The sequence below is a fragment of the Streptomyces sp. NPDC005004 genome (genome assembly GCF_053600675.1).
Map to the genome: position 1 here is coordinate 114,765 of NZ_JBSGAH010000010.1, position 25,059 is coordinate 139,823.

Sequence of the window (25,059 nt, forward strand, 5' to 3'; positions counted from 1 at the left end):
AGCCTGGCGATAGCTTGCGTGGAGAGGCTCGGGGACGACTACTACGTCTACCCCGGTGCTACCGCACGCGCGTTGCGCAGATATCGCGAGTTCCTCGAACCACCAGGGCGTCGGCCCCTGTATCCCGAGGACTCCGAGTGTTCTTGCCGCGGCTGTTCCTTCGACGATGTGCGACACGCCCGCGACGTGCTGAAGGAAGTCCTGCAACGGTTGCCATACCGGGCTCGCGCTGAGCTGAAGCGTCAAGTGGTGTGCCTGGACGCCGTGTACCGCGCGCGCACTCTGCCTGATCCGTTTGCCGATCGTCGGCAGTGGCGGCCCGACCTGTGGTGGCACCGTCGTCTTGAGGGAGGCCACACGGCTGGGTGAAGGACGCTGCGATGGAGTGACTACGGCGTCGGAGCCGTCATGGATAGCTCCTTCAGCGGGTTGAGCCCGTGATGCTTCGGCAAGTTGGTCATGGCGCCGAGAGACGAACAAGCGGCACCACACCCGCCCGTGCTCGCCGCCTCCGAGAGGGTTACGGGTCAAGCCGGAGTCGCTTGTAGGGCAGCAGAGTGCTGCCCTGAGTCCGAGAAAGGCCAGGTTGTTGCACGGCTAGCGGAATGGCGTTGGTGCACGCCGTCACTTTTCAGTGTGCAGTGGCGGAAGACCTTCCGGCCTTTCATGCGGGCCAAGGGGTGCTTGAAACGGACTCTGACCTGCTTGTGCGAGCGGCTGCGTTCCCGCTTCTCGAAGTCTGCGGCGGACCCGGATCACCGACCAATCGTCCTTTCGATCACCCAGCGGTGGCGGCCTGATCGTTCGCTGCGGTGGGGCACGTCGTAAGCCTTGTCCGCATGGGTGGGCTGAGCCTTGAAGTGTCGGCAGCGACAGGGGTCGCTTCTCGTGTGGAGACCGGCCACCGTCGGCTTCAGACCCTGGCTGTCGTGCGGGTTCGCGGCGGAGACGCCGACGACCAGGGGCAGGCCGTTGGCGTCCGACAGGACGGGCATCTTGGAACCCGGTTTGCCTCGGTCCACAGGGTGGGCGGTCGACCTCGGTATCCCGAAGCAGGCGGGGAAGCTGGCATCAGGCACGACCGCTGACCGGCACGTAGATGATCTCGGCAAACAACGTCGCGTCAGGCGTGTCCTACGTCCCGCCGCCCTGCGGCCGCACCCGTGGGGGGGGGCAGAATCAACGATTTCGGACCAGGGCGTGTCAGGACTCTAGAAGAACTGATGCCTCGGCTAGCAGCCCGTTCTCCGCGGCTTGGACGGCTGCTTCGGGTCGCTGGCCGGGGATGTGGTCGTCCACCACCGGCTTGCCCATCGCCGCGGCGATGTGGTCCTGGAGCGCCTTGCGTCGTTCCTCGAAGAAGGCGTCGAAGTCGTCGGCCCGCATCAGGCTGGGATTCGCGAGGTGTGTCCGGACGCGCTGCTCGACACCTTCCGGGCTCGTCTCGGCCGCGTGGGCGAGCCGCTGCAGGTAGTCGGACGGTGCGTGCCCGCCAATGATCCGGTTGGTGCGTGCCGTCAACGGTGCCTTGTTGACGATGGAGTTGTAGACGGAGCGCTCATAGCCGTTCTTCTGGCACCAGGTTTGCGGGAAGATGTGATGGATGTCCATCGCCTCGTCGAAGTAGACGCTGACTTCCGCCTTCTCGCCTGTCCGCCAGTCCGCGGCGCCCGCCTTGAGCAGGAGCGCGTAGATGCCCTTGTACGCGGCACTCTGTCGGGTTCGCAGGGTCAGCAGGCGGCTCGCCGCGAACTGCGCCTGCGTGACCGTACGGGGTTCCTGTGCCGACCCGTGAATCCAGTCGACGACGTCGGGGAGGTCGAGGTTGAACCGGGTTTCGGTCGTGCCGCCGTACAGCTCACCGAAGACTCCGCACCAGTACCAGCGGGCCAGCTTCTCCTGGGCGCCCGCCGTCTCCGCGTCCTTGCCGGCGAGGGCGAAGATCGCGGCCAGCGGGATGAGTTGTGTGCCGTACGGAAGGAAACGCGTATCGAAAACGAACTGCTGCCGCAGGAATTTTGCGGCGGCCTTGAAGCCCGCGACGACGTCGGGGGCGTATCGCCGGTAGTCCTCCAGGCTCAGCGCGAGCATGTCTTTGCGCTTGCAGCCAATACGCGGCAGACGTTCCTCGTCCGTACCGGCCCTCTCTTCTCGGCGCCGCCGGTCGGCCGTGGCGAGTAGGGTGACCGCCTGAAGGAAGTCCGTGTTAGATACATCCCGCAGGATGGCGTATTCCGGCGCTTCCCAGGCGGAACGGCACTCGTGCCAGTGATGCCGCAGGTCGAATTCGTCAGCAGCGTACGTCGCTGTCAGCAACTCGAAGACGGTGAGAGTGACTCCCCCCGTGTTGACCTTCTCGAAGACCTGGCAGACTGCCTGCCGAGGGGTGTCCTTGCCGAGCTCGATGACCGGAAAGTGGTAGAGGTCGAACGACCGGATGAAGCCATCCCGGAAGCCGTACCAGAGCTCCATCGCATCCGGTGTGAAATCCCAGTGGCGGGCGAAGCCGTCGCCCCAGGAATTGTCGAAGAGACATCGCAGCGGGAAGACGCGGTGCTCGTACTCCAATTCCCGCGTCGAATAGTCCTCCAGCACCTCACCTCGGAAGTTGGCCACCTTCCGTGAGGGTGGGATGAATCGGATCGCGTCTTCACGGTCCTCGTTCTCGTCGAGTGCCTTGACCATGTCGACGTAGAACCAGCCGCTCACCCGGCGCTTGCGCTCGTCCTGGGTCTCCACCGGCTTGTCCATCGCAAGCGACTGGAACAGGGAAGTGAGCCGCTGCTGTCCGTCGAGGACCAGCGACTCCGGTCGTACCTGTCCGCTCGGCACTGCCCCTTCGATCGGACGGTACTTGAACCGGACGTCCCCGCCGCCCTGGAGCAGCATCACCGTCCCGATCGGGTAGTTCAGGGACACCGAGGCCAGCAGACTAGCGATGTTCGGCCAGGGCCAGACCCAGCCGCGCTGGAACTCGGGCAACTGAAGCTTCCCCGCCTCCACCTGCTGCAGCAGATCTCTCAAGGGCCGCTTGTCGATGCTGAACGTCTCGGTCGCCACGTCTCCTCCTTGTGCGGCACAACGCTTCCGTCGGTGCTGGTCACCGGGCCCGAACGGATGGACGCGGCTCCGACGCGCTGCCCGGCCTCGGGCGCCATAAAACTAGCAACCAGGCGTGATCCCTCCCGCCGGCGTCACTCGGTCTCATGCGCCGAAACACGCAAACGACGCCCACACCGAAGGCGCGACCCCGTCGGCATGTGCCCTCCCGATCGCCCGGCCCAGTGCTGCCGTGGCGGATGAGCCGACCAGCGCGCGGTGTGTGTCCGTCATCAGGTCAACCGTCGCCGGAGTGTCCGGCACGGGCCACAGGGCGCCGATGACCGAGCGCGCGCCGACCGCCAGCAAGGCGGCGGGGAAGCCCAGTTGTTCGTCTGGAAGGTCTCCTGTGATGCTGGCCAGTTCGCAGGCGGAGAGGATGACGGTGGCGCCGGGGTGGAGGTTGTCCTTCAAGATGGTGGTGAGGGGGAGAGGGGCGCCCAGGAGGAGGGCGGAGGACAAGGGGGCGTCGGAGCGGAGTTCGCCGTGGCAGGCCAGGTGGATGAGGGTGGCCTCGGACAGCCGGGCGGCGATCTCGGGGGCGGGGGTGGCATGTTCTGCGGGGGCTTTGCCGTTGGTCGTGCGGAGGGGATCGGCGCCTTCCCGGCTCTCCGGCTCATCCGCTGTTCGGAACAGCTTCGGCTCCACCCCGTGCACCGCCGCGATCGCCTGTGCTTCCGGCACCGTGCGTGGGATCGACTGGAAGCCGTCGCCGTCGTACCAGGGGTCCGCCGCCACCAGGGTCTTGCCGTTCGGCGCTGGTTGCCAGCCGGCGGAGAGGAGAAGGGCGCGGGCGGAGGGGGCGAGGGTCAGGTCCAGGGCCGCGCAGGCCGGGGTGTCGTCCACCAGGGCCGTGTAGAAGGGGAGCAGGGCTGCCTCGCCCAGGGGAATCAACGCGATCGGGGTCGTGCGGAGTTCGGGCCATGCCGCCAGCAGCGGGATCCAGAAGGCGGCCGTCACCTGGTCCAGGGCCTCGCGGATCAGGCGCGACAGGGCCTTGCGGCCGAGTTCGCCGCGAGCGGCTGCCGCGTAGGTGGTGCGTACGCGGTCGACCAGGGCGCGGACCGTGAGGAGGTCCAGTGCGGGGAGTTCGATGCTTTCGCATATCTCGCGGTCGCCGGGCGGGTAATTGAGGCGTATGGCCGTGGCGCTGTGGGGTGCGGGAGCCAGATAGATCAGAGTGCGGCCGCTGGCCAGGGCGGCACGGGCGGAGGCGACCGCGTTGGGGGACGTGGCCAGTCTGGTGGTGCCGTCCGCCGTGTCGTACGTGGCGAGGTCGGCGAGGAAGCGCTCCCTCGTGGCTTCCTGCAAGGAGGCGCCGGTCGCTTTCGGCCTGGTCGAAGACCGGCGAGCCGACCGCAGTTCCGCGGCGGCTGTCCGGCGCATCTCCGCCAACTGGTGTCGCAGAGTGGACATGCCGCCTTCGGTGGCGAGGGTGGCCGCCGTCTCACGGGTGATCATGCGGTCCCCGAGGGTCAGGGAGGTGATGGCTTCCGCAGTCATGACGCCGGCGAGGGGAACGCCGCAGCGGTGGGCGACGTAAGCGGAGCCGAGAGCCATGCCACGCATCTCGCGTAGCAGGGGTGCGGGCATGGGTTCGTCACGCGCATCGCTCACGGTGTCGAGGACGCAGCACGCGGTGGAGAAGGCGAGGGCGGACATCGTCGCGCGGGTCCAGTCCACGCCGGTGCCGAACTCGATGAAGAACGACAACCGGGCGGCCGAGAAGAGCGGGCCGGCCACCGCGGTGTGGCCCTTCACCACGTCGTCGAACAGCTTCAGTTGGAGTTCCCACACGTCGTCGCGGACGCTTTCCAGACTCGTGCGAGCCCGCATCGCGGCGTTGTAGCGGTCCTGGATGCTCTTGTACGCCTGCGCTGCTGCCCGATGCCGGTCGGCGGGCGAGGGCGAGCGGCCGAAGAGTTTCATCCTCCGTTTTCCTGGCCGGAGTTGACCGCGGAGTTCAGCAGCCGGGTGAGCAACTCGGCATCCACCTCTGCCGTTCCCCTGTGGGTGATCGCGACGGTGGTCTCGTCTCCGCCGGCCCGGACCGTCAGGTTCACTACTGTCTCGGCGGGACTCCCCGCCGTCCCGCGCCTGCCCGTCCAGCGCCTCACCTGTTCGACGAAGGAGGTGATGGCGTCCCGGCCGAGAAGCACGGTGACGAGATTGGCTCCCATGCCGAGCCCCTGGCCGGCCGTGGTGACGACCGCGTGCGCGACGTCGGCCCACTGGTCGGCTCCCCGAAAGGAATCCAGCGAGTCGAAGTCGGCCTCGTCGAGGCACTGCCAGAGATCTTCGGGGACCTGGACGTACATCTGCGTACCCACAAAAGGACAGTAACAGCGGGTATCGGCCGGATGAGGCGGTTCCGCCAATCCCGAGCTCCCGATCCGACGCGTCAGTCCGGCAGTTCGTGGAGTGTCTCCTCCGGCTCCTCGTTCGCCGCGTACGGATGCACCCGGCATTCCTCCGTGAAGGGGGTGAACCAGGATTCGGGGGATTCGGGGGTGGGGTGGGAGGTGGGGGTGTTCAGGGTGGTGGCGAAGTTTTCGAGGGCCCTGGCCACTTCGTCGGTCAGGAGGCCGTAGAGGTCGGCGGTGACCTCCGCCTGGGAGAGGAGGGAGCCCAGGAGGAGCTTCTCGGCTACGCAGGTCGGGGGGCCGAAGGGGGGCCTGGTGAGGCGGGAGGTCAACGTGATCGCCGTGACGGTGAGGCGGCGCGTGAAGAGGACCGTGTATTCGTCGGCCAGGTGCGGGGGGAGGTCGTCGAGGATCATGAAGGTGGCGTCGCTGCGGGCGACCGTGGGGCCGTCCTCCTCCAGGGCGGCCAGGTCGGTGAAGAGTTCGTCCACCAGCAGGTCGATCGCGTAGATCAGGGCGCCTGCGGCGATCTCCGCCGCCTCCTTGCTCACCGTTCGGGTCGCTTCGCCGGTCCGCGTTCGCGTCCCCTCGCCGTCCGTCGGCCCGGTTGGTCCGGTGCTCAGCAGCCCGACCGGCTCGCCGCTTCCGGCGCCGCCCCGCTCGGTCGGCTCGCCCTTTCCCGCTCCGGTCGGCTCGGGGTTCCCCGCCTCGACCGGTTCAGGGCTCCCGGTCGCAGCCGCCTCGCCGCTCGCCACCCCCATCGGCTCTCCGTTCCCGGCACCGCCCGCCCCGGTCGGCTGCCCGCCCGCCGGTCCGATCGGCTCGCCGCTTCGTACCCCGGTCCGCTCGCCGCTTCCCGCCCCGGTCGGCTTCCCGCTCGTCGCCCCTGTCGCCTCGTCAGCCGTCACGCCTATCGGCTCCTCCCCCGCGTAGCCGAAGGCCGTCGGTGGGAACGACGTCAGGAGCGGGGCCAGTTCGCGCAGGCGTATGCGCATCGCTTCCGATTCCGTGGGGGCCGGGGTTCCCCCGGGCAGGGGCTGCCCGGGGTCGCCTGCCGCGTGGCGGCGGGCTCGTTCCGCGGGGTCGGCCGGCGGGGCGTCGGGGCCGTCTGCGGCGTCCAGGCTTTCCTGGAGGAGTTCGGAGTTGAGCTCGACGGCACAGCGGGTTATCTGCCAGTCGGCGAGGTGTTCGGAGGTGTCGAGGAGTTCGGTCACCACCTCGCGGGCCGCCTCCTCGGCGAATTCCAGGGCGGGCGCGTCCACGAAGAGTTTCAGGAGGGCGCCGCCGGGGTGGACGGCGATGAGGTCGTCCATCAGGTCGACCTCCATACCGTCCGGTCCCTCGATGGCCTCCAGGGAGTCGAAGCCCTTGCGCAGCAGGAAGAGGACGCCCTCCCGTTGCAGCGCGTCCAGGTCCGGCGTGCCCTCGGGCGGCGTCATGGTCACGGTCACCACGTATGTCACACGTTCATCGTGCATGAGGGGAGCCAGGGAGGTAGCGGAATCGGGGGGAGTCCGCCCGGGGGGAGTCCGCCCGGGGAGGGAAGGTCACGTCGCTCGTCACGGCATGGCGCCATGCCATCGCACGGCGCCATGTCGTCGCACGCCGGTCAGCCAGGGCATGCCGCCCCCTCGCGGCACCGCGCCGCGGCAAGGCCCGCCGCCGCCTCGGGGCAACATCCCACCCCTCACGCCGACCGCTTCCGCGCCCCCGCCTTCTTCGCGGGCGTCTTCTTCGCAGCCGGCTTCTTCGCCGTGGCCGTGCTCTTCGTCGTCCCCCGCTTCCCGGACGGCTCCGTCGACTTGGACGTGGACTTGCGGGCGGCGGCCGTCTTCTTCGCCGGGGCCTTCTTCGTCCCGGCGGACGCCGTCGACTTCTTGCCGCCCGTCTCCTTGGGGGTGCTGCGGCCGCGTGGGAGGGTACGGACCTCCGCCCCCTCGCCCGGTTCCCCGGCGCCGCGCGACTCCCGCGCCTCCCGCACGCTCTTCTCCAGTGCCGCCATCAGGTCGAGCACCTTGCCGCCGGTGGCCGGGGCGGGGGCCTCGGGCGGGGCCTCGCCGGCCGCCTTGGCCGCGATGACCTCTTCGAGCGCCTCGCGGTACTCGTCGTGCAGGTCGGCGAGGTCGACCTCACCGAGGGTGTCCATGAGGGCGTCCGCGAGGTCGAGTTCCTTGTCGCGGACGGTGACGTCCACGTCGGGGGCCACGCCCTCGGGCGCGCGCACCTCGTCCGGCCACAGCAGGCCGTGCATGACGATGACGTCCCCCACCACGCGCAGCATCCCGAGCCGCTCGCGGCCGCGCAGGGCGAACTTGGCGACGGCGACCTTGTTGCTGCGCTTGAGCGCCTCGCGCAGCAGGGTGTACGGCTTGGCGGCGGTGGCTCCGGCGGCGGCGAGATAGTACGCGGCGTCCATCTGGAGCGGGTCGATGCGCTCGGCGGGCACGAAGGCGACGATGTCGATGGTGCGGGCGGTGGGCAGCGGCAGATGGGAGAGATCGTCGTCGGTGATCGGGATCATCTCGCCGTCCGGCGCCTCGTACGCCTTGCCGATCTCCGCCTGGTCGACCTCGCGGCCCTCCAGCTCGCACACCTTGCGGTAGCGGATGCGGCCGTTGTCCTCGGTGTGGACCTGACGGAAGGAGACCGCGTGGCTCTCGGTGGCGTTCACGACCTTGATCGGGATGCTGACCAGGCCGAACGAGATCGCGCCGTTCCATATGGATCGCACGTGCCGCGCCCCTTCCGTACGGTTCCAATGTGTCCCATTCGCCCCGTTTCTGGGATTGTCATCCTATGACGCCAGTGACGGAGGTGGCGGGGCGGCGGGTCACGCTCAGCAACCTGGACAAGGTGCTGTATCCGGAGAGCGGCTTCACCAAGGGCGAGCTGGTGCACTACTACGCCACCGCCGCGGACGTCCTGCTGCCGCATCTGCGCGACCGCGCGGTCTCCTTCCTGCGCTACCCCGACGGCCCCGGCGGCCAGGTCTTCTTCACCAAGAACGTGCCGCCCGGTACGCCCGACTGGGTCACGACCGCCGAGGTGCCCCGTTCGGAGGGTCCCGCCCGGATGGTGGTCGTGCAGGACCTCCCCTCACTGGTCTGGGCGGCGAACCTGGTCACCGAGTTCCACACCCACCAGTGGCTGGTCCAGACGCCGGACGAGGCCGACCGGCTCGTCCTCGACCTCGATCCCGGGGCACCCGCGACGGTCGTCCACTGCTGCGAGGTCGCCCTGTGGCTGCGCGAACGGCTCGCCGCCGACGGCATCGAGGCGTACGCCAAGACCGCCGGGTCGAAGGGGCTCCATCTGCTGGCCGCCGTACGCGGGGCCTCCCCCGAGGACACGAGCGCGTACGCCAAGGCGCTCGCGGTGGAGGCGGAGGAGGCGCTGCCGGGTCTCGTCACCCACCGCATGACCAAGAGCCTCAGGCCCGGCCGGATCTTCGTGGACTGGAGCCAGAACGCCGCCCGCAAGACCACCGCCGCCCCCTACACCCTGCGCGCCCGCCACGCCCCGCTCGTCTCCGCGCCGGTCACCTGGGACGAGGTCGAGGCGTGCCGCGTCCCGGCGGACCTGGAGTTCCTGGCCGACGACATCGCGCCCCGGGTCGAGGAACACGGTGACCTGATGGCAGGACTCCTGGACCCGGAGCGGGCCGCGGAGCTGCCGTAAGCCGAGCTGCCGTAAGCAGAGCTGCCGTAAGCCGAGCCGCGGCCGTGCTACAGCCCGAGCCACGTCCTCCGGTCCCGCGCCATCGCGTGCAACGCCTCCACGTCCCCCGGCTTCAGCCGCCCGCCGAGCCGCGCGAGCCCCGGCAGCTCCTCCTCCCGCAGAATCCGCACCGTCCGCGGCGCGGCAGTGATCAGCACCTCGGCCGGGCCCGCGACGGCGAGCACCGGGCGGACCTCGGCGGTCAGGGCGTACGCGGCCCGGTCGGCGTCGGCGCGCAGCCGTCGTAGCAGCGGCTCCGGGGCGCGGCGGCCCACGGCGACCATCGGGTCGGCGACCAGGACCCGCTGTCTGCGGGCGTGGAGGGAGCGGACGGCGAAGAGGCCCGCGGGGCCGATGAGCAGGTGGTGGATGCGGTCGCCGCCGGGGAGCGGTACCGAGTGCAGGGTGTGCCAGCCCGCGCCTTCGAGGGCGTCCAGGGCGGCGCCCACCGTCTCCTCGGCCAGCAGGGCGCGCCGGCGCGGGTCGGGGCGGAGCCGGCGGGCGGGCTCGCGGTCGAGGGCGACGAGCAGGGACTCGCCGGGGCGGTTGGGGGCGAGGTCGTCGTCGGGGTGGAGGGTGAGGCGGGCGAGTTCGGCGGGGGTGGGGGGCGGGGGCGGGCCCACGGTGACGGGGCCGGTAAGGAAGGGGCGCAGGACGGCGAGCACGTCCTGCCGACGGTCCTCGGCGAGGAGACTGATCCGGGCCGTCTCGCGGTCGTACCAGGCGACGTTGTGCCCGTCCGTACCGCAGACGTACAGCCGTTCGCGGCCGCGGAGCCGGGTCGGCACCACACGCAGTCCGCTCATCCGCCATCACCCCTCGACCATGGGACCAGGCGGGAGCACCCGGTGCAAGAAGTCCCGCCCGGGGACCGGTCTCCCCTGTCCGAAGGGGCACGACTGTCCGACGGGCACGACCCGGGGCTGACCATCGCGCGGGGGCAGGCCGAGGCGCTGGGCGCGCGGCCGGCGTTCGCGATCGCGGCGGACGGCGGCGCGGTGGCGGCGGACGGCGAGCAGCCGGCCGAACGGAACACGGAACACCTACGGCCCGGACCCGTACGGCCGAGCGCACCCCCGGCCCCCTGCCCCCCCAACGCCCCCGGCGACCCCGGCACCCCCCTCCCCGATGGCCCACTGCGGCGCGCAGCCGCCGGGGGGCGCTCCTAATGTGGCGATTAGTCAGTTGCACGCACCTTCGGAGGTGTTCCATGTCCCTGCGTTCCGCCCTCACCCGCGGTGTCGCCCTGGCGGCGGCGACGGGTGCCCTGCTCGCCGGTGCCGCGGCCGTCCCGGCCGGTGCCGACGACGGCAAGGGCGACGGCGCGTCCGTCGCCGCGCCGTCGAACGGCGGCCCCCATGGTCCGGGCGGCGGGCGGGGCGACCGTGACCCGCGCCGCTACCAGGGCGTCGTCAGGGCGCAGGACGGGCTGTGGCTGCGGGACCGCCCGGACCGGAGCACCCGCAAGGTCCGCTTCGCCGAGCACGGCGCGAAGGTCTCCGTCTACTGCAAGGTCAAGGGCTCCGCGGTGGGCGGCAACCCGCTGTGGTACCTGCTCACGGACGGCACCTGGGCGTGGGGGTCCGCGCGGTACATCGCCAACGTCGGGGCCGCGCCACGCTGGTGCTGACCTCCCGCGAGAGACCGCGTATTACCTCACTTATGTGTAGGTTCCGGACATGACCAAGGCCGGAATCGCGGTGGCCGCCTCACGGACACCGGCTTCCGCCGTGCCGCTCGCCCGGCGGCGCGGCGTCGAACTCGCCCTGCTGGTGCTCGCCGTGCCGCTGTGCGTGTTCGGCTACTGCGCGGTGGGCATCGCGCGCACGGGCGCCGTACCGCCGGGTGTCCTCGGTTACGGCGCCGGGCTCGGCGGGCTCGCCCTGGCCGCGCATCTGGCGGTGCGGCTGCGGGCGCCGTACGCCGATCCGCTGCCGCTGCCCATCGCGGTGCTGCTGAACGGGCTCGGTCTGGTGCTGATCTACCGGCTCGACCTCCAGACGCCGGGCGACCGGGCGGCCCCGGCCCAGCTCGTGTGGTCCACGCTCGGGGTGGCGCTGTTCATCGTGGTGGTCCTGCTGCTGCGCGACCACCGGGTGCTCCAGCGCTACTCCTACGTGTGCGTCGCCGCCGCCCTGGTGCTGCTGCTCGCCCCGATCCTGTTCCCGGCGGTCAACGGCGCCCGCATCTGGATCAGGTTCGCCGGGTTCTCCATCCAGCCGGGCGAGTTCGCCAAGGTGCTGCTCGCGGTGTTCTTCGCCGCCTATCTGGCCGCCAACCGCAACGCGCTCGCGTACACCGGGCGGCGGCTGTGGCGGGTGCAGTTGCCGACCGGGCGGGTGCTCGGGCCGATCGTGACGATCTGGCTGCTGAGCGTCGGGGTGCTGGTCCTGGAGCGGGACCTGGGCACCTCGCTGCTCTTCTTCGGGCTGTTCGTGGTGCTCCTGTACGTCGCCACCGGGCGCACCGGCTGGATCGCGGTCGGGCTGCTGCTCGCGGTGCTCGGTGCGATGGCGGTCGGCAGCCTGGAGCCGCACGTGGGCGGCCGGATCGAGGACTGGCTGCACCCGTTCGCCACCATCGAGGCCGGCGAGGGCCCCAACCAGCTCGCCCAGTCGCTGTTCGCCTTCGCGGCGGGCGGGATGCTCGGCACCGGGCTCGGGCTCGGCCACTCCCCGCTGATCGGGTTCGCCACCAAGTCGGACTTCATCCTGGCCACGGCCGGGGAGGAACTGGGCCTGGCGGGACTGGCCGCGCTCTTCCTGCTCTACGCGCTGCTGGTGGAGCGCGGTTACCGGGCGGGCCTGGCGCTGCGCGAGCCGTTCGGGCGGCTCCTCGCGGTGGGGCTCGCCTCGATCGTGGCGCTCCAGGTGTTCGTGATCGCGGGCGGGGTGACCGGGCTGATCCCGCTGACCGGCATGGCGATGCCGTTCCTCGCGCAGGGCGGCTCGTCGGTCGTCACCAACTGGGCCATCGTGGCGCTGCTGATCCGGGTCAGCGACTCCGCCCGCAGCCAGTACGACGGCAAGGAGGCGCCGTGAGCCAGGACGGGCGGGACTACGGTGGCGGGCTGCCGATGGCCAGGTACATCCGGCGCGCCTCGGCGCTGTGCGGTCTGCTGCTCGCGGCGCTGCTGGCCAACGCGGCCCGGGTGCAGGTCGTCCAGGCGGGCTCGTACAACGACAACCCGGCGAACCGGCGCGCCTCCATCGCCCGCTATCAGCAGCCGCGCGGAGACATCCTGGTGGGCGGCGCGCCGGTGACCGGTTCGGCGGACACGGGGGAGCAGTTGCGTTACGAACGCACCTACCGGGACGGCCCGTTGTACGCCCCGGTGACCGGCTTCGCCTCGCAGCTGTACGGCAGCACGTTCCTGGAGCACTCCGAGGACGCGCTGCTCTCGGGCACCGATCCGGCGCTGTCGTCGTTCACGCTGTGGCGGGACGTGGCCCGCAAGCCCGCTCCCGGCGGCGACGTCGTCACCACGCTGGACGAGAAGGCGCAGCGGGCGGCGTACCGGGGTCTGGCCGGGCGCAAGGGCGCGGTGGCCGCGATCGATCCGACGACCGGGCGGGTGCTGGCGCTGGTGTCCACCCCGTCGTACGACCCGGCCGTGCTGTCGGGCAACGGCAAGGCGGTGTCGGCGGCCTGGGCGCGGCTGAACGCCGATCCGGACAAGCCGATGCTCAACCGGGCGGTGCGGCAGACCTATCCGCCGGGGTCGACCTTCAAGGTGGTCACGGCGGCGGCCGCGCTGGACGCGGGGGTGATCACGGATGTGGACGAGCCGACGGACTCCCCCGATCCGTACCGGCTGCCGGGCACCACGACCTGGCTGACCAACGAGATCGACGGTTGCCGGGACGCCTCGCTGCGGCAGGCGTTCGCGTGGTCCTGCAACACCGTCTTCGCCAAGCTGGGCGTGGACGTGGGGCTGAGGAACATGGCGGCGACGGCAGAGGCGTTCGGCTTCAACGACACCTCGCTGCGCATCCCGTTCGCGGTGTCGCAGTCGACGTTCGACACGGTGGTGGACCGGGCGCAGCTCGCGCTGTCCTCGATCGGGCAGTACAACACGCGGGCCACTCCGCTCCAGATGGCGATGGTCGCGGCGGCCGTGGCGAACGGCGGTCAGACGCGGGCGCCGTATCTGGTGGAGCGCACCGCCCGGCCGGGCGGCGAGACGGTCCGGGGCGCGGACACGCATCCGCTGATCCAGGTGATGCGCCCCTCCACGGCGGTCCTGCTGCGCGAGCTGATGACGGACGCCGTGGAGCGGGGCACCGGCGGCAACGGCGCGATCCCGGGTGCCACGGTCGGCGGCAAGACCGGCACCGCGCAGCACGGCGTGGACAACTCCGGTGTGCCCTACGCCTGGTTCGTCTCCTGGGCGCAGGGCGACCACGCTCCGCAGCCCGGGGTCGCGGTGGCCGTGGTGGTGGAGGACGCCGCCGCCGACCGGGGCGAGGTCAGCGGCGGCGGCGACGCGGCACCGATCGCCCGTGAGGTGATGCGGGCGGTGCTGGGACGGTGAGGGGGGCTCAGCCCACCGGCCGGAGCATCTCGGCGCGGACCTTCAGGGTGTCGCGGGCGGCGGCGTCGAGGTCCACGTCGGCGGGGTCGGAGGCGGCCAGGCTCACCGCGGCGACGTCGGCACCGGTGTTTCCGTCGGCCCAGGCGCACACGGGGTAGATCAGCTCGACCGTCCCGGCCTTCTGCTTCAGCACCTCGCAGCTCACGGTGGTGTCCGCGCCGGCGGGGGTGACGTCCCGGGCGGGCTCGGCGATGGTCACTCCCTGGGCCTCGGTGGCGCCGCGGAGCATGTTGCGGCGCACTCCGGCGGCGTGTCCGAAGCGGCCGTACAGACCGGAGACCAGCAGGACGCCCTTGCTGCTGTCGCCGTCCTGGTCGTACTGGCCGACGACCGCGTGGATGCCCTTGACGTCCCAGGCGCCGTCGGCCTCGTCCTCTATCTTCTTGCCCTCGGTGCCGGAGAGGTCCTGGGCCAGCTCGTACTTGTCGTCCAGCAGGTGCCGAGGCAGCGTCAGCTTGTGCCTGGCCTCGGGGAGTCCGCTGTCGACGGCGGCCTTGCCGACCATGGCCAGTCCGACGACCGCGATGACGCCGAGCGCGAGGACACCGCCGACGATGCCGAGGATCAGTCCGGTCCGCCGCTTCGGGGGCGGGGGCATGAGCGGGGCACCCCAGGCGGGGTAGGGCTGCGGGGCTCCCGGGGGCGGCTGCTGCCCGTACGGGGCCGCGTACGGGCCGGGGTTGCCGTAGGGGCCGGGGGCACCCTGGGGTCCGGAGGCGCCGTAGGGACCGGGCGCGCCGTACGGGGGCTGGGAGGGCGGCTGGGACGGGGGCTGCGGAGGCATGGACACGCCAGCACGGTACTCCATTCGGACATCCCGGCCGTACGGCCAGAGATGCCGCCAAGGCGGCCGACGCTCCGTCAACAAGTCCCGCGCGGGGGATTGACGACCCTTGCTGACACGCAGTCTTATAAGAGGCGGACGACGTACCCCTGGGTGACGAGGTGAGTGAGCCATGACGACCGTGACCGAAGCGGACGCGCTCGAAGGGCTGCGCGACGCGCTGGGCCTGCTCAAGGACCGCGAGGAGGTGGCCGAGCGGCTGCTCGTCTCCTCCGCCAAGCACTCCTTCGACCCCGACAAGGAGCTGGACTGGGACGCGCCCTTCGAGGAGGGCAAGTGGTTCTGGCCGCCGGAGCTGGTCTCGCTCTACGGCACGCCGCTGTGGGAGAGGATGAGCGAGGAGCAGCGCATCGACCTCTCCCGGCACGAGGCCGCCGCGCTCGCCTCGCTGGGCATCTGGTTCGAGCTGATCCTCATGCAGCTGCTGGTCCGGCACATCTACGACAAGGCGGCGACGAGCGCGCACGTGCGGTACGCGCTCACCGAGATCGAGGACGAGTGCCGTCACTCGAAGATGTTCGCGCGCCTGATCTCGCGCGGCGACACGCCCTGGTACCCCGTCAGCCGGGCCCACCAGAACCTCGGCCGGCTGTTCAAGACCATCTCCACGACCCCGGGTTCCTTCACGGCGACCCTGCTCGGCGAGGAGGTCCTGGACTGGATGCAGCGGCTGACCTTCCCGGACGAGCGGGTCCAGCCGCTGATCCGGGGCGTCACGCGCATCCACGTCGTGGAGGAGGCCCGGCACGTGCGGTACGCCCGCGAGGAGCTGCGGCGCCAGATGGTGACCGCGCCCAAGTGGTCCCAGGAGTTCACCCGCGTCACCTCCGGCGAGTTCGCCCGCGTCTTCTCCGTCGCCTTCGTCAACCCCGAGGTCTACACCAACGTCGGCCTCGACAAGCGCGAGGCGATGGCCCAGGTGAAGGCGAGCGCCCACCGCCGCGAGATCATGCAGACCGGTGCGAAGCGGCTCACCGACTTCCTGGACGAGATCGGCGTACTGCGCGGCACGGGCCGACGCCTGTGGAAGTCGTCGGGACTGCTGGCGTAGGGGGCGCGGCGGGGGCGGTGCCGCCGGGTGCCGGAAGCCCCCGGTCCGGCGGGGTGCCGGGGCCGCAGGGATTACGCTGCCGGGCATGAGTCCGCAGGCCCCCTCTCCCGCCTATCGACGCCTGAGCGTGGAGCAGCGTCGCAGTCAGCTTCTCGACGCGGCACTGTCCCTCTTCGCGCACCGGGCGCCGGAGGACGTCTCGCTGGACGACGTGGCGGAGGCGGCGGGAGTGTCGCGGCCGCTGGTGTACCGCTACTTCCCCGGCGGCAAGCAGCAGCTCTACGAGGCCGCGCTCACCTCGGCGGCGGACGCGCTGCGCCAGTGCTTCGACGAGCCGCGCGAGGGCCCGCTGGTGCCCCGGCTGGGCCGCGCCCTGGACCGGTACCTGGCCTTCGTCGACCAGCACGACACCGGGTTCAGCGCCCTGCTCCAGGGCGGCAGCGTGGTGGAGACCTCCCGGACGACCGCCATCGTGGACGGGGTGCGCAGGGCCGCAGCCGAGCACCTCTTCCGTCACCTCGGAGTGGCCGAGCCGGGCCCCCGGCTGCGGATGACCGTACGGATGTGGATCGCGGCGGTCGAGGCGTCCTCCCTGATGTGGCTGGACGACGGCAAGCGGCCCCCGACGGACGAGCTGCGCGACTGGCTGGTGGAGCAGTTCACGGCCGTCCTCGCGGTGACCGCGACCCGCGACCCGCAGACGGCGGCGCTCCTCGGTGACCTCGCCGGGGATGACCGAGACTTGGGCGCGTGAAGAGTCAGGACACCCCCTTCGAGGGCGGCCCCATGGACGGCCGGGTGCTGCCCGTGCTGCTCGGCCCCACCGGGCACCCCCCGAAGACGTACCGCATCCCCGTCCCCGACGCGGCCGGCGGCCCGCCCACGGTGCTGTACTACCGCCGCGAACCGCTGGGTCACACCAAACGGCTGGGACTGGTGCGCGGCTGGAAGTACGTCCACGACCCCGAGGGCGAGCGGAGCGGGGACCGGCCGCGCTGGCCGTGGTCCAAGCCCCTCCGGCGGCCCACCGACGACACGGCGCCGGGCAACACGCCGGACGGCAAGCCGGACGACCCGACCGGGTGACAAGGTTGCGCCGGACCGAGCACGTCCGGCGCGCGCGTCTCGCGACAGGCACCCGATGCTCGCGGTACGGAGGAGGCGGGAGGTCCGCAGCTCCGCACCGGAGGTGATGGCGTGTCAGGAATGCTTCTGCGTCTGGCCTGTACGGCCGCGGTGGCCGCCCAGGCCACCCTCGCGGCCGCGCCCGCGGCGGCCGAACCGGTTCCGCCGCGCTCTGCTTCCCAGTTGCTGACGGATCTTCAGCGGCTGTACCGGCAGACCGAGCAGGCCACCGAGACCTACAACGGCACCTCGGAGAAGCTGACCCGGCAGCGCGCCGTGGTACGCCGCCTCGACGACGAACTGGCGCGCGCGAGGCTGGCGTTGAACGACAGCCGGGGCGACGCCGGACGGCTGGCCCGCGAGCAGTACCAGAACAGCTCGGGCTTCTCGCCCTACGTCCGGCTGCTCCTCGCGCGCGATCCGCAGCAGGCACTCGACGAGGGGCACGTCATCGGACGGCTGGCGAGCGCGCGCGCCCGGACGCTGGACCGGCTGACCGGCGCCGAGAAGCGGGCGGACACCGTGGCCCGGGCGGCGCGCAAGGCGCTGGACGCCCAGGAGACCCTGGCGGACAAGCAGAAGCGGGACCGGGACGGCGTGACGGCCCGGCTGCGGGACGTGGAGCGGATGCTCGCCGCCCTCACCCCGGCGCAGCTCACCCAGGTGAACCAACTGGAACAGGACGGAGTGACCGAGGCGCAGAATCGTCTCGCCTCCTCCGGCGCACTGGGTCCGAACCGGCCCGCGTCCACCGCGGGCACCCGCGCGCTCAGCTTCGCGATGGACCAGATCGGCAAACCGTACGAGTGGGGCGCCGAGGGCCCGTCCGCGTACGACTGCTCGGGGCTGACCTCCCGCGCCTGGGCCCGCGCGGGCACCCCCATCCCCCGCACCAGCCAGGAGCAGTGGGCCTCCCTGCGCCGCATCCCCCTGACCGAGCTGCGCCCCGGCGACCTGGTGATCTACTTCCCCGAGGCCACACACGTGGCGATGTACATCGGCAACGGCAGGGTCGTCCAGGCCCCCCGCACCGGCGACCACGTCAAGATCTCCCCCATCGCCGCCAACCCCATCCTGGGCGCCGTCCGCCCCGATGCGCCCCCTCGCCGCCTCTGAGCGCCGGAGCGAACCCGACTTCGCACGCCCGCCCTTGCGTCGAGCGCCGCCCCTTCGGCCATGGACGCCGGGGTCCGTTACCGGGAAGTCTGGGCCGCTCCGGACCGAATGGATGAAAGGCTGGAAATGCGAAAATTCCTGGCGCCCCTTGCGGCCGCCCTGCTCGCGGGGGCGGCCCTGACGACCTTCGCGTCCCCCGCCCAGGCCAGGCCCTACCGCGACTGCCCCTACCCCTACGTCTGCCTCTACGAGGGCGCGTTCTGGAACGGCGCCAAGCTCGTCCAGTACCGGGACACCTATCAGCAGAGCCTTCCCGCCAACCGCCGGGACAGGGCGGACTCGGTGGTCAACACCCGCAACGACGACTCGGTCCTGCTGATCGACAGCCGCGGCTCCGACAGCCGCTATCTGTGCGTCCCGGCCAACACCCGGGTGAACCTCGGCGACTACGCCCTCAGCGGCTGGCGCAAGAACACCTGGGCCAACGACGTGGACGCGATCCGCATCCGCGACGACAACGGGCTGTGCGACGGGACACGGCACGTGACCCAGGGCAAACTCCGCCCGGCGGGGTGACGACCTGGCCACAGTCGGTCTTCGCGACTCCGCAGCGCCCCGGACCAGGAACGCCGGCGGCCCCGGAGAAGAGCTCTCCGGGGCCGTCCGCGGGCCGGGAACGGCCGGTGGATCGCCGGCCGGAAGCAGGGTCAGGCTCCGGTGACCGAGCCCAGGTACGCCGCCGTCTTCTCCGGCTCGTAGAAGAAGTTCTCGAAGTCGGCCGGGTTGTCGAAGCCGTTGGCGAAGCGGTCCGCGACCGGCTGGAGCTGGCCGGCGGCGCCGATGAGGTTGAGGATGTGCTCCGGCGGCGGGGCGAGCATCGCGTTGGTCCACTTGGTGACGTGCTGGGCGGTGGCCCAGTAGCGGTCGAAGGTGGCCCGCATCCACTCCTCGTCGAAGGGCTCGTCACCGCGCTCCAGGATGGAGGCGAGGTAGGCGGCCGCGCACTTGGACGCGGAGTTGGAACCCTGGCCGGTGATCGGGTCGTTGGCGACGACCACGTCGGCCACGCCGAGCACCAGACCGCCGCCGGGGAGGCGGCCGACGGGGTTGCGGACGGTCGGCGCGTAACGGCCCGCGAGGGTGCCGCCGGCGTCGGTCAGCTCGACCTTGGTGGCGCGCGCGTACTCCCAGGGCAGGAACTTCTCCATCAGCTCCAGCGTCAGGGAGAGGTGCTCGGTCGGGTCCTTGATGCCGTTGAAGACGTCGAGCGGACCGCCGGGTATGCCCTCCCAGAACAGGATGTCGGCGCGGCCCGAGGTGGTCAGCGTCGGCATCACGAACATCTCACCGACGCCCGGCACCAGGTTGCAGCGCACGGCCTCGAAGTCCGGGTGCTCCGGACGCGGGCCGAGCCCGTGCACATACGCCACCGCGAGCGCGCGCTGCGCCTCGGTGTACGGCGAGCGCTCCGGGTCGCGGGCGAACATCGACACCAGCTCGCCCTTGCCGGCCGAGACCAGCACGAGGTCGTAGGTGCGGGAGAAGTAGTCGAGGTCGCCGACGGCCGCGCCGTGGATGACGAGCTGGCCGCCGCGCTGGGCGAAGGTCTCCATCCAGCCGGCCATCTTGACCCGCTGGTCGACCGACTGCGCGTACCCGTCCAGCTTGCCGACCCAGTCGATGGCCCGCTGGGAGGGGCCCGGGTCGAAGGAGCCGGGGGCCGCGACGGACACGCCGAGGCCCTCGATCTTCGGGGCCTGGGACTCCCAGAAGTTGAGCTTCAGGTCCCGCTCGTGCCCCAGCGCCGTGTCGAACATGCACTGCGTCGACATGACCCGGCCGGAGCGGATCTCGTCCGCGGTCCGGTTCGACATGAGCGTGACCTCGTAGCCGTGCGACTGGAGGCCGAGGGCGAGCTGGAGTCCGGACTGCCCGGCTCCGACGACGAGTATCTTGCGCATACGAGGGTGTCTCCTACGGGGGCTGGGACTACTCGGGGGTGACGTCCAGCGCGTGGCCCACCAGGGCCAGCAGCGTCTCGATGGCCGAGATCCGGCGCCGGGCGTCCATGATCATGACAGGGATGTGCGCCGGAATAGTCAGCGCCTCCCGCACGTCCTCCGGCTCGAAGATCTCCGTGCCGTCGAAGTGGTTCACCGCGACCACGTAGGGCAGGCCGCAGCTCTCGAAGTAGTCCAGCGCCGGGAAGCAGTCCTTGAGCCGCCGGGTGTCGGCCAGGACCACGGCGCCTATCGCGCCGCGCACCAGGTCGTCCCACATGAACCAGAACCGCTGCTGGCCCGGCGTGCCGAACAGGTAGAGCACCAGGTCGTCGTCGAGCGTGATGCGGCCGAAGTCCATCGCCACGGTGGTCGACGTCTTGCCCGGGGTGGCGGTGAGGTCGTCGGTGTCCTCGCTCGCCTGGGTCATCAGGGCCTCGGTCTGCAGCGGGGTGATCTCCGAGACCGCCGTGACCAGGGTGGTCTTGCCCACGCCGAAGCCGCCCGCCACCACGATCTTGGTGGCGACGGGGGCCCGGCTGCGGTCCTGCTGCCAGGACTGCAGGTTCTCGTCGGGATCGGGGGTCCCGGCGAGGGCGGAGACGGTGGAGACGTTCCCGACGGAGGCGGTGGCGTCAGAGACGACGGAGTCCACTCAGCACCCTTTCCAGCAGAGCGCGGTCCGGACGGCCGGTGCCGTGACCGGTTCCGGTGCCGTACACACGGATCTTTCCCTGGTCCGCGAGGTCGCTCAGGAGCACGCGGACCACGCCGAGCGGCATACTCAGCAGCGCGGCGATCTCGGCCACCGTGCGCATACGGCGGCACAGTTCGACGATGGCCAGCATCTCGGGCATGACCCGATTGCCGGAACCACCTCCCCCACCGCTCAACGCGTGGGTGGTTCCCCCGGTCAGTTCCTTGCGCTCCTCGGGGGCGTCGATGGCCGCCGTGGTGGCCACGAACGTCTCCACCAGGAGCACGTGGCCGAAGCGGGTGCGCCCGCCGGTGAGCGAATAGGGGCGTACGCGGGCGGCCTTGCGGTCGCCGCCGCGCACGGGAAGCTGCCCCTTCTTGGCCGTGTTCCTCGTCTCCGTCCTGCTCATCGGCCGCTCCCCGTCGTCTCGGACTCCAGCGATTTCCTCAGCTCGCTGCGGAGTTCGGGCGTGAGCACGTGTCCGGCACGGCCGACGAACAGGGCCATGTGGTACGCCACGACGCTCATGTCGCACTCGGCGGAGCCGTGCACGCCGAGCAGCGAACCGTCGCTGATCGACATGACGAACAGGCTCCCCTCGTCCATCGCGACCATCGTGTGCTTGACCCCGCCGGAGTCCATCAGCTTGGCGGCGCCGACGGTGAGGCTGCCGATGCCGGAGACGATGGTGGCGAGGTCGGCGGCGGAGCCGCGCGGACCCTTGGCAGGGCGTGCCTGCCGGGACTCCTCCGCCCGCTCGGGGTCGGAGGACAGGAGCAGCAGGCCGTCGGAGGAGACGACCGCCACGGACTGGATGCCGGGTACTTCCTCGACCAGGTTGGTCAGCAGCCAGTGCAGGTTGCGGGCTTCACTGCTCAGTCCGTAGGTACTGGGCGTGGTCAACTGCTTGCCTCCTCGGCTGGGCCCCCCGTGGCTTCTTCGACGTGTTCGCCGGTGGCGGGCCGCTCGTTCTGGCCCGTCTTGTCGGCGATCTCCGCTTCGACATCCCGGTAGCCGGCCTGGGCTCCGCGACGGAATCCGCCGAGCCTGCGGCGCAGGGCCTCGGCGTCGACGCTTCCGCCGCGCGGGGCCGCCGGCGCCTCGGGTGCGGTGATCTTGGGTGTGCGCTTGGGGAGGCCCTTGGCCGTCAGCCGGTCCTCCGTCTCCGTCTCGTCCGCCGCGCGGTCGTGAGCGGTCCCCTCCCCAGGGGCGTCACCGGACCTCGGGGCGGGGATACGGGCCCGCGTCGCGGGCTCCTCGCGTCCGCCGCTCCGCTCGTGCTCGCCGCCCGAGTCCCCGGCGCCGGACGACGCGGCGGCCGCGCCGGGCCAGTCGTCGTCCTGCCCGCGCCGGGCGTCGCGGACGGCGGAGGACGCGGCGGCGGTGCCGGACGGCTCGTCCGACGCGCCGGGCCAGTCGTCGTCCGGAGCGGACCGGGCCGGGCGCGGCACGGACGGCGCGGCGGCGGTGTCCGACCGCTCGTCCGACGCGCCGGGCCAGTCGTCGTCCTCGCCGGAACGCGCGGCGCGCGCGCCGGAGGGCTCGGTGGCGGCTCCGCCGGGCCAGTCGTCGGCGCGGGCGGCCCGGGCGGCGAGGCGCTGGGCGCGGGCGATGCGGCCGGAGCCCTCGCCCGGCGGCCTGGCTTCCTCGGCGGGCCGGCCGGCGTCGGCGTCGGTGGTTCCGGCATCAGCGGACGCGGCACCGGCACCGGAGTCCGAGACGCCGTCCTCGGTGTCCGTCTCCGGGAGCAGCAGCTCCATCGTGGTCTCGGTCACCAGCGGCGGCACGCGCCCGGCGGAGGTGTCCCGGACCTCGTCGTCCGGCGCCTCCTCACCCCGCTGCTCGTTCTCCCGTACCGCCTTCTCCGCGAGGGCGACCAGCGGGTCGGCGCCCTTGTCGCGCCCGCGCAGGACGTTGGAGTTGGCCTCCGCGTCGGCGCCGGGCAGCGAGAAGGACTGGGTGACGTCGCGCCGGGTGGAGGGGTGCGGGATCGCGGCGACCGGGGTCTCCGCGAGCAGCGCCTCGGGCAGGACGACGACCGCCGCCACTCCCCCCTGCTTCTGCTCGCGCAGCTTCACGCGGATGCCGTGCCGGTGGGCGAGCCGGGCCACCACGTACAGGCCGAGGCCGAGACCCTCGGCGCCCTCCTGCTCGTACGGCGACTCCGGGTCGAACTCCGCCAGGCGGGCGTTGAGCCGGTCCATGCGCTCGCTGGTCATGCCGATGCCCTCGTCCTGGACGGAGAGCATCACCTCGCCGGACTCCAGCATCCAGCCGGAGACCTCGACGGGCAGGTCCGGCGGGGAGAACGAGCTGGCGTTCTCCATGAGTTCGGCGAGCAGATGGGAGAGGTCGTCGGCGGCGAACCCGGCCACGTGGGCGTGCGGGGGCAGCGCGGCGATGCGGACGCGCTCGTAGCGCTCGATCTCGCTGACGGCCGCGCGGACCACGTCGACCAGCGGGACCGGGCCGGGGTGCGGCAGGACGTGCTCGGTGCCGGAGAGGACGAGCAGGTTCTCGCTGTGGCGGCGCATGACCGTGGCGAAGTGGTCCAGCTTGAACAGCGTGGCCAGCCGCTCGGGGTCCTGCTCGCGCTCCTCCAGGCCCTCGATGACCGAGAGCTGGCGCTCGACGAGGCCGAGGGTGCGCAGCGCGAGGTTGACGAAGGTGCCGCCGATGCTGGTCCGCAGCCGCTCCAGCTGGTCCGAGGACTCGGACAGTTCGGTGCGGAGCTGCTCGCGCGCGTCGGCCATCTTCTGCCGCTGGCCGACCAGGTGCTTGCGGTCGGTCTCCAGTGTGCCGACCCGCTCGTGCAGCGTGACGGCGTGCGCGTGCAGGGCGTTGACGGAGCGGACGACCTGGGCGAACTCGTCGTTGCGTCCGGTGAAGGCGATCGGCTGCTCGGTCGTCGGGTCCTCGGCGCCGGCCAGGCGGGCCGAGCCGCGGCGCAGCACGGACAGCGGGCGGGTCAGCGTGCGGGCCATGCCGGTGGCGATGCCGACGGCGACCAGCATCAGCACCCCGAGCACCGCGACGCGGAGCTCCAGCGCGCTGACGTCTTCGTCCCGCATCCGGGCGAGGTCCTTGGTGCGCCGGTCGTAGAGGGACTGCTCGGCGCCGCGCATCAGGTCGACGCGGGCGGAGAGCGTGGCGTCCAGCTTCTTGGGGCTGGTGTTCAGCTCGCTGTCGCCGAGGGTCGGCTGGTCGGTGAGGGCGGCGAGGTACTTCTCGGCGGAGTTGACCTCGGTGCCGGTCACCGTGGAGTCGAAGGAGGTGACCGCCTGCTTGGTGCCGGTGGCGCGGAAGTCCGCGAGGGAGGCGTCGGCGCGCACCCGGGCCTGCTGGGCGGCGGCGGTGAGGGCGTCGCGCTGCTTGCGGTCGGCGTCACTGGTGGTGCGGGTGGTGACGGGCAGACCGGTGACCGGGCTGATCACCGTGCGCGGGGTGGAGGGGACGCTGAGCGCGGCCAGCAGCAGGCCGCGGGCGGCGGCGGACTGCTGGACGGCGGTGTCCAGTTCGGCCAGCGCGTAGCTGCCGGTTCCCGCGCGCGGGGGCATCTTCTCGGCCAGCTCCGTGGCGAGCCGGTGGAGGTCCGCGATGGTGGCCGAATACGCCTGCTGGGTCTGGAGCGCGTCCGTCCTGCCCGTCAGCGCGGTGCGGCGGACCGCCGCTATCCCGTCGAGGTCGGCGCGCAGCCGGGAGGGGATGCCGGTGTCGGCGCGCAGGTCCTCGACCTGGCGGTCCACCCGGGCGCCGCGCTCCTCCGAGGGCGCCTTGGACCGGGGACGCCCGGCCGCCACGTAGGCGGTGACCTCGTCGCGCTCGTCGGCCAGGGAGTGCGCCAGCGCGAGGGCGTCCTGGGTACGGGCGGACAGGGTCGCCAGTTCCTGGGACTCGCTGAGGTCCTGGGACGCGCCGAGCAGCGCGGGCGCGCCTGCTCCGGCGATGGCCGCGGCCACAACCGCCACCGCGACGATCAGCCGGGTGCGCACATGAGTGGGGCGTCCGGCGCCCACGGGGGTCTGCTCGGCGGCCCCCTCGGGGGCCGTCTGCCTGCCTGTGCGCCGAGGCCGCTTCTTCTGCACCGGTGCTCGCAATCCTGAACTCGTCTACCGAAGGGCCCGGGTGGCGCCCCGCCGTCTCGGTGCCAAGTGGTGCGTACACCCGGTTCGTACGGTTCCCGACCCTCCCAGCGCCGGTGGGCAGTGGCCGCGCATCACCTGACCCGCCACCCGAAGGAGTGAACATCGGAGGGGAGTTGGCGGGCAAGTTCCGCCGGGCCGTCCGACACCCCTGCGCGGCGGGCCGGTTGGACGCACGCGGCAGCCTTTGGCAGTATTCGCCGCCACGTCTTGCCGTAGTACGTCAATTGCCCTCAAAGCAGGCGCCGATGTGAGCCTGAGGGCTCAAATGGGCCATGGTCGACGAGGTTTGGCGATTTCTGTGGAGGGTT

21 protein-coding genes and 1 pseudogene are annotated in these 25,059 nt (G+C 71.6%); 9 read left to right on the plus strand and 13 right to left on the minus strand.

Annotated features, from left to right (window positions below; all coding sequences use genetic code 11):
• Positions 1-764: 764 nt before the first annotated feature.
• The 6 genes and pseudogenes from ACWEEU_RS16500 to ku all read right to left on the minus strand — a co-directional run.
• Positions 765-1,173 (minus strand): annotated as a pseudogene (locus tag ACWEEU_RS16500) (transposase); the annotation flags it as partial.
• A gap of 30 nt (positions 1,174-1,203) precedes the next feature.
• The gene (locus ACWEEU_RS16505) at positions 1,204-3,060 is read right to left on the minus strand and encodes a GmrSD restriction endonuclease domain-containing protein (protein WP_451732931.1); all 1,857 of its coding nucleotides are present in this window, start codon (positions 3,058-3,060) and stop codon (positions 1,204-1,206) included.
• Positions 3,061-3,204: 144 nt separating this feature from the next.
• On the minus strand, positions 3,205-5,028 hold the full coding sequence (locus ACWEEU_RS16510) for a CHAT domain-containing protein (RefSeq protein ID WP_451732933.1): 1,824 nt from the start codon (positions 5,026-5,028) through the stop codon (positions 3,205-3,207).
• Positions 5,025-5,429: a hypothetical protein gene (locus ACWEEU_RS16515; RefSeq protein ID WP_451732936.1), complete on the minus strand. Its 405-nt coding sequence runs from the start codon at positions 5,427-5,429 to the stop codon at positions 5,025-5,027. Before ACWEEU_RS16515 ends, ACWEEU_RS16510 begins: the two co-directional genes overlap by 4 nt.
• Positions 5,430-5,500: 71 nt before the next feature.
• Entirely contained in the window at positions 5,501-6,925 is a 1,425-nt protein-coding gene (locus ACWEEU_RS16520) for a hypothetical protein (RefSeq protein WP_451732939.1), read from the minus strand.
• 224 nt (positions 6,926-7,149) lie between these two features.
• Positions 7,150-8,193 (minus strand): non-homologous end joining protein Ku, encoded by a 1,044-nt coding sequence (gene ku / locus ACWEEU_RS16525; RefSeq protein WP_385742285.1) that lies wholly within the window; start codon positions 8,191-8,193, stop codon positions 7,150-7,152.
• 65 nt (positions 8,194-8,258) lie between these two features.
• Between ku and ligD the strand changes: the two genes are divergently transcribed.
• Positions 8,259-9,140, plus strand: a complete 882-nt coding sequence (gene ligD / locus ACWEEU_RS16530) for a non-homologous end-joining DNA ligase (RefSeq protein ID WP_451732942.1) — start codon at positions 8,259-8,261, stop codon at positions 9,138-9,140.
• A 47-nt stretch (positions 9,141-9,187) separates the two neighbouring features.
• Here the strand turns inward: ligD and ACWEEU_RS16535 are convergent, their stop codons facing one another.
• Positions 9,188-9,985, minus strand: a complete 798-nt coding sequence (locus tag ACWEEU_RS16535; protein ID WP_451732945.1) for a nuclease-related domain-containing protein — start codon at positions 9,983-9,985, stop codon at positions 9,188-9,190.
• 404 nt (positions 9,986-10,389) lie between these two features.
• Here ACWEEU_RS16535 and ACWEEU_RS16540 point away from each other — a divergent pair, with 404 nt between their 5' ends.
• Genes ACWEEU_RS16540 through ACWEEU_RS16550 form a run of 3 tightly spaced genes read left to right on the plus strand, consistent with a single transcriptional unit; the run spans position 10,390 to position 13,713 of the window.
• Complete coding sequence (locus ACWEEU_RS16540; RefSeq protein WP_451732948.1) at positions 10,390-10,809, plus strand: SH3 domain-containing protein; 420 nt, start codon at positions 10,390-10,392, stop codon at positions 10,807-10,809.
• A gap of 49 nt (positions 10,810-10,858) precedes the next feature.
• Positions 10,859-12,220: an FtsW/RodA/SpoVE family cell cycle protein gene (locus tag ACWEEU_RS16545; RefSeq protein ID WP_385742277.1), complete on the plus strand. Its 1,362-nt coding sequence runs from the start codon at positions 10,859-10,861 to the stop codon at positions 12,218-12,220.
• A 35-nt stretch (positions 12,221-12,255) separates the two neighbouring features.
• Positions 12,256-13,713: a penicillin-binding transpeptidase domain-containing protein gene (locus tag ACWEEU_RS16550; protein WP_451733148.1), complete on the plus strand. Its 1,458-nt coding sequence runs from the start codon at positions 12,256-12,258 to the stop codon at positions 13,711-13,713.
• A gap of 7 nt (positions 13,714-13,720) precedes the next feature.
• Here ACWEEU_RS16550 and ACWEEU_RS16555 read toward each other — a convergent pair whose 3' ends face one another.
• Positions 13,721-14,557, minus strand: coding sequence for a hypothetical protein (locus ACWEEU_RS16555; protein ID WP_451733151.1), 837 nt, complete (start codon positions 14,555-14,557; stop codon positions 13,721-13,723).
• A gap of 172 nt (positions 14,558-14,729) precedes the next feature.
• On the opposite strand from ACWEEU_RS16555, the gene ACWEEU_RS16560 reads away from it, so the two are divergent.
• The 5 genes from ACWEEU_RS16560 to ACWEEU_RS16580 all read left to right on the plus strand — a co-directional run bounded on the left by ACWEEU_RS16560 (position 14,730) and on the right by ACWEEU_RS16580 (position 18,485).
• Entirely contained in the window at positions 14,730-15,668 is a 939-nt protein-coding gene (locus tag ACWEEU_RS16560; protein ID WP_385742276.1) for an AurF N-oxygenase family protein, read from the plus strand.
• 85 nt (positions 15,669-15,753) lie between these two features.
• Entirely contained in the window at positions 15,754-16,422 is a 669-nt protein-coding gene (locus ACWEEU_RS16565) for a TetR/AcrR family transcriptional regulator (RefSeq protein ID WP_451732952.1), read from the plus strand.
• Complete coding sequence (locus tag ACWEEU_RS16570) at positions 16,419-16,754, plus strand: hypothetical protein (RefSeq protein WP_451732955.1); 336 nt, start codon at positions 16,419-16,421, stop codon at positions 16,752-16,754. Before ACWEEU_RS16565 ends, ACWEEU_RS16570 begins: the two co-directional genes overlap by 4 nt.
• A gap of 111 nt (positions 16,755-16,865) precedes the next feature.
• Positions 16,866-17,909 (plus strand): NlpC/P60 family protein, encoded by a 1,044-nt coding sequence (locus ACWEEU_RS16575; RefSeq protein WP_451732958.1) that lies wholly within the window; start codon positions 16,866-16,868, stop codon positions 17,907-17,909.
• A gap of 126 nt (positions 17,910-18,035) precedes the next feature.
• Complete coding sequence (locus tag ACWEEU_RS16580) at positions 18,036-18,485, plus strand: peptidase inhibitor family I36 protein (protein ID WP_451732961.1); 450 nt, start codon at positions 18,036-18,038, stop codon at positions 18,483-18,485.
• 131 nt (positions 18,486-18,616) lie between these two features.
• Here ACWEEU_RS16580 and ACWEEU_RS16585 read toward each other — a convergent pair whose 3' ends face one another.
• From ACWEEU_RS16585 to ACWEEU_RS16605, 5 genes are read right to left on the minus strand one after another with little or no spacing between them, the layout of a single operon-like run.
• Complete coding sequence (locus tag ACWEEU_RS16585) at positions 18,617-19,870, minus strand: styrene monooxygenase/indole monooxygenase family protein (RefSeq protein ID WP_385742266.1); 1,254 nt, start codon at positions 19,868-19,870, stop codon at positions 18,617-18,619.
• 28 nt (positions 19,871-19,898) lie between these two features.
• Positions 19,899-20,564, minus strand: coding sequence for a GTP-binding protein (locus ACWEEU_RS16590; protein ID WP_385742264.1), 666 nt, complete (start codon positions 20,562-20,564; stop codon positions 19,899-19,901).
• On the minus strand, positions 20,545-21,015 hold the full coding sequence (locus ACWEEU_RS16595) for a DUF742 domain-containing protein (RefSeq protein ID WP_385742262.1): 471 nt from the start codon (positions 21,013-21,015) through the stop codon (positions 20,545-20,547). The genes ACWEEU_RS16590 and ACWEEU_RS16595 overlap by 20 nt, the downstream gene beginning before the upstream one ends.
• Positions 21,012-21,509, minus strand: coding sequence for a roadblock/LC7 domain-containing protein (locus tag ACWEEU_RS16600; protein ID WP_385742260.1), 498 nt, complete (start codon positions 21,507-21,509; stop codon positions 21,012-21,014). The genes ACWEEU_RS16595 and ACWEEU_RS16600 overlap by 4 nt, the downstream gene beginning before the upstream one ends.
• A complete protein-coding gene (locus ACWEEU_RS16605) occupies positions 21,506-24,622 on the minus strand; it encodes a sensor histidine kinase (RefSeq protein ID WP_451733154.1) in 3,117 nt (1,038 codons plus the stop codon). The genes ACWEEU_RS16600 and ACWEEU_RS16605 overlap by 4 nt, the downstream gene beginning before the upstream one ends.
• Positions 24,623-25,059 lie beyond the last annotated feature (437 nt).